Raw genomic sequence first — 3,700 nt, forward strand, 5'->3', positions numbered from 1 at the left:
CGCAGACGCTGACAGTCGGCGGCGGAAACGGTGAAACTGATACCATTGCGCATCCTTTCAGATTCGCACGTCAACAAGCCGTTGGGAACCTTCAATCGGACTCTTTTGTCCCGGCCAATCCACTAGGTCGAACGGCGGCGCAATGATTTCGGCTCTGTTGAGTATCCAATTCCAAGCTTTTTTTGTGAGAGTGGCGCCAACAAAATTTAGATAGATCGTCTTCTGCGAACCAAGCTTTGAGTGCAGAAGGAAGCTCTGGTCCAGCGGAGCCAGCTCTCCATCCAGAACGCCCTGTTGTGTGGCTGGTGGCGTGCTGGCAGCCAGCTGCCCATCGATTTCTTCGACGAAAAAGATGCGCCCCTTGCCGTCGACGCGCATGCGCCGGTCAGAGAGCAGTTCGTTACGCAGTTGCTGCGCTGTCTTTCCATACCAATCAGCGACTGCAGGGAGCCGGGTCCCGAGCCTGTCGATTGCAGCTCGCCCGGTCGACTCTTTCATTGTCAGTTCAATTGCCGGAAAGGCTTGAACCAATCTTTCGCGAAGTCGCGGTGTCTGCGCATGAACAGAGAGGTCATGAAATCCCACAAATGCAGCGGTTGAAATCAAGGCTATAAATAAGAGTTTTTTGATAGCACTCATAGGCATGATCGACATTTCTTGATCCCTGACGCTTCGACAACAGCAAAAAATCGTCGGTCTCATAGTGATCGATTACTGGGGTGTAAAGATAGTTGAAGAAGGCAGAAACACATTTCGAACTGATCGCGCCCCCGTCAAGTCATTGTCCTCCTCCGCCGCCGCTTCACGGGTAAGAATATCGCGGCACAAACCGGGGTGTCGCCAGCAACCGTCATCCGTTCCTCCGGGGCGCAGCGCCGGCGTTACCGGCGTATCCCGCCACCTGATCTGCGGCTGCTTCTGCGAACGCCGCACGGAGTTCCTTGAGCGCGACTTCTGGAGCATCTTTCTCTCTTTTGAAACTGGCCAACACGAACCATGCCCACGGAGTCCCCGCCCATCGACAAGTTCGCCTCCGCGGTGTCGCCCGGCCGAAGCTCGAGGCCGTCCTCGGGGCGCACAGCGTCACGAAAACCAGCGGCTATGGCAGGTAGCGCCGCACGGCTAGCAGGGCGTCAATCTGTGCCGCACGTGAGCCCCTGATTGTCGTAGATGATCTGACGGTCTGCGTCATCGGTCACACCATCGGTGTTGACGTCATACCAGCTTGAGCCGGATGTCAGCTTCACCATCCGCCTGAAGTTGGCCAAGTCCTCACGGTTGACGACGCCGTCGTCGTTGCCGTCACCCATGGAGAGGCAGTCCGGCTCCGACGCGAGCATGTTGTCCATGTAGGTCGAGAGCGTCTCGAATTTGATGCGGTCCGCATAGGAAGTGTAGGGGGTCTCGATCAGCCGTCCGGGCGTGTCGATGCGGGGAACGGGTGTTTCCTGGTTGACGACGTACAGTTCATCGAACTGCGTCGGCTTGCATCCGTCGGGGCTGGACGGGTCATAATCGTTCAGCAGATTGCGAACCAGCTTGTAGCCTTCCGTGTCGCGGACGGCGATGCCCGTGGTCGGGACAACCGTGCCCGGCGTGCCGCCATTATCCGCGATCCATTTCTGAACCTTGCAGCAAGACTCGATGCCCGCAGAGGGGATGGGTGTCGTGTTGAGTTCATCGGGAGTGGGGTAGCTGGCATCTGCCCCGACCCCAAACCACGTGCCGCCATTGTCTTCGCAGACGCCCTTCGTCACGGGGATCTGCGAGCAGGACGGCGGATTGGTGCCGGGGAACTGGCAAGGCCCGTTCGCACCCCCCTCAGCCTGCAGGTTGGGGCCGACCAGCGTGAAGCTGTACTTCCTGATGCTGCGGGCGTTGGGATTACGGAAGTAGGGGAGCATCGTGACCGAGTCGATCTTCCGCGGGTTGAACCTGCGCACATCGATGCCGCCGATGTTGCCGATGAGTTCATAGAGATCGGCGACATTCACCATGGCGGACACTTCCCGCCCCGGCCTTGTCTTCACGATGGGGCCGGCCACCACCATGGGCGTCAGCACGCCGGTCTGGTAGGGCGTGCCCTTGGCCCGGAAGGGATCGAAGGGCGCGCGAACCTGCGAGCCCAGCGAACCATTGTCATTCACGTAGATGATCACGGTGTTGGCGGCTTCTAGCGTGGGCACCACTTTTCCGCCGGATTTCCGGGCGAGCCCGGTGCTGAGAAGTAGGCGGGCGAACTCATGGTCCGCGGCCTGGATCATCTGGTTGGCGATGATGATGGCGCCTTCGGATGTCGAGGGATCGACGCCATTCGGGTCCGGCGCGGAGAGCGGCACGATATCGTAAGGTGGCACCTGCAGGGGCGTATGCACGGTTGCCGTTGACATCGTGGCGAACCAGGGCTTTCGGGCTCTCTGCTGCCGCTTGATCCAGGCAATTGCGGCATCGGTCTGCTGGACGTTGCGGAAGGTGCGGGCGGCCTTGTTCCTCGCAGGTACGGCGTAGACCAGGCGGCCTTCGCTGATTACCAGCGGCGAGACATAATGCGCCGACAGGTTCCCGAACTTCAGATAGTCCGGCCGCGGCGTGGTGCAGGCCTTGTCCGGATCGAAGATACCGCCACTGTCGCGACACTGGCGCCCGGCCGGGTTCTTGGAATTCACCTCCGACTGGAGGTAGGTGCACGATGTCCCGGGATCATAGCAGGCACCGGCGTCAGCACCGCCGAAATTAGAACCGGGGACATAGCCATTCGGATAGGTCGTATCAGGATCCGCCACGCCGCCGGCCGTCACATCGATCGACGAGGGATCGCCCGTTTCGTCGAGCCAGCCGTTGAAGTAGTCCCAGCCGAGCTGATGGACCATTCCCAGTCCATAGGGGTTGTTGCCCTGGAGCCCGAGGTGAAACTTGCCGAACAGGGCCGTAGCGTAGCCGGCCCGCGACATGAGCTTCGGTATCGTGACTTCCCAGGGAGAGATCATGGAGTTCGCCAGGTCGGACGGCCCGAGCGCCGCCTGCAACTGCGTGCGGAACGGGTAGCGGCCCGTGAACAGCGCGCCACGTGCGGTGGAGCAGGCCGGCATGGTCCATGCGTCACGGAACGTGAGCCCCACGTCCTGCAGGGATTTGAGCGTGGGCGTCGGCGGCACGGAGTCGAGCCCGACTCCGTAGCCATAGAGCGGCACCTGGTCGATGCCGATATCATCGGTCAGCAGCAGGAGAACATTCGGCCTGGCGCGCGTTTCGCCGCTCGTACCAATGCCCATAGCCTGATTCAGGAACTGATCTATGGCGGGAGGCGTCGCCAGGGGGGTGCCCCGGAGCTGGGGCGGGGGCTCCGCATGAACGCGGGTTGCAGCTGCAAGCTCGATCCCGCATAAGGAAAGAAGCGAAAAAACGAAGCAAGCCAGCGGTCTGGAATTTATGATCACTTTTGCAGCTCCCCCACGGCATCGATTACCGATGCTATAATCTCACAAAACTCCAAATGTCGGAAGCTAACTAAGCAGAGATTCGTGGCTTGGACAACGGGATTACTGATTTTCGGATGTTGAGTTCCTCGACTGTGGAGTGGATCACATCCGGCACCACAGGACAATCCTCATCGCCTCCGAGAACGTTCCACATCACTTGACCGATGATGCGACAAGCCGGACGAAGCAGCCAATACGAGAAGGCCGCCGAATGCGGCGAT

At 60.0% G+C, this 3,700-nt stretch carries 3 protein-coding genes; all 3 read right to left on the bottom strand.

Annotated elements, in window-relative coordinates:
* Positions 1-57: 57 nt before the first annotated feature.
* Complete coding sequence (locus ACILRA_RS21085; protein WP_395664013.1) at positions 58-654, bottom strand: hypothetical protein; 597 nt, start codon at positions 652-654, stop codon at positions 58-60.
* 479 nt (positions 655-1,133) lie between these two features.
* Positions 1,134-3,272 carry a sulfatase-like hydrolase/transferase gene (locus ACILRA_RS21090; protein WP_395664014.1) on the bottom strand — a complete coding sequence of 713 codons (2,139 nt, stop codon included), beginning with the start codon at positions 3,270-3,272 and terminating at the stop codon, positions 1,134-1,136.
* Positions 3,273-3,507: 235 nt separating this feature from the next.
* Positions 3,508-3,700 (bottom strand): hypothetical protein (locus ACILRA_RS21095; RefSeq protein WP_395664015.1); only part of this gene is annotated, 193 nt, incomplete at its 5' end.

Origin of the sequence: Aestuariivirga sp., from assembly GCF_044239095.1 — a bacterium.
Taxonomy (GTDB): domain Bacteria; phylum Pseudomonadota; class Alphaproteobacteria; order Rhizobiales; family Aestuariivirgaceae; genus Aestuariivirga.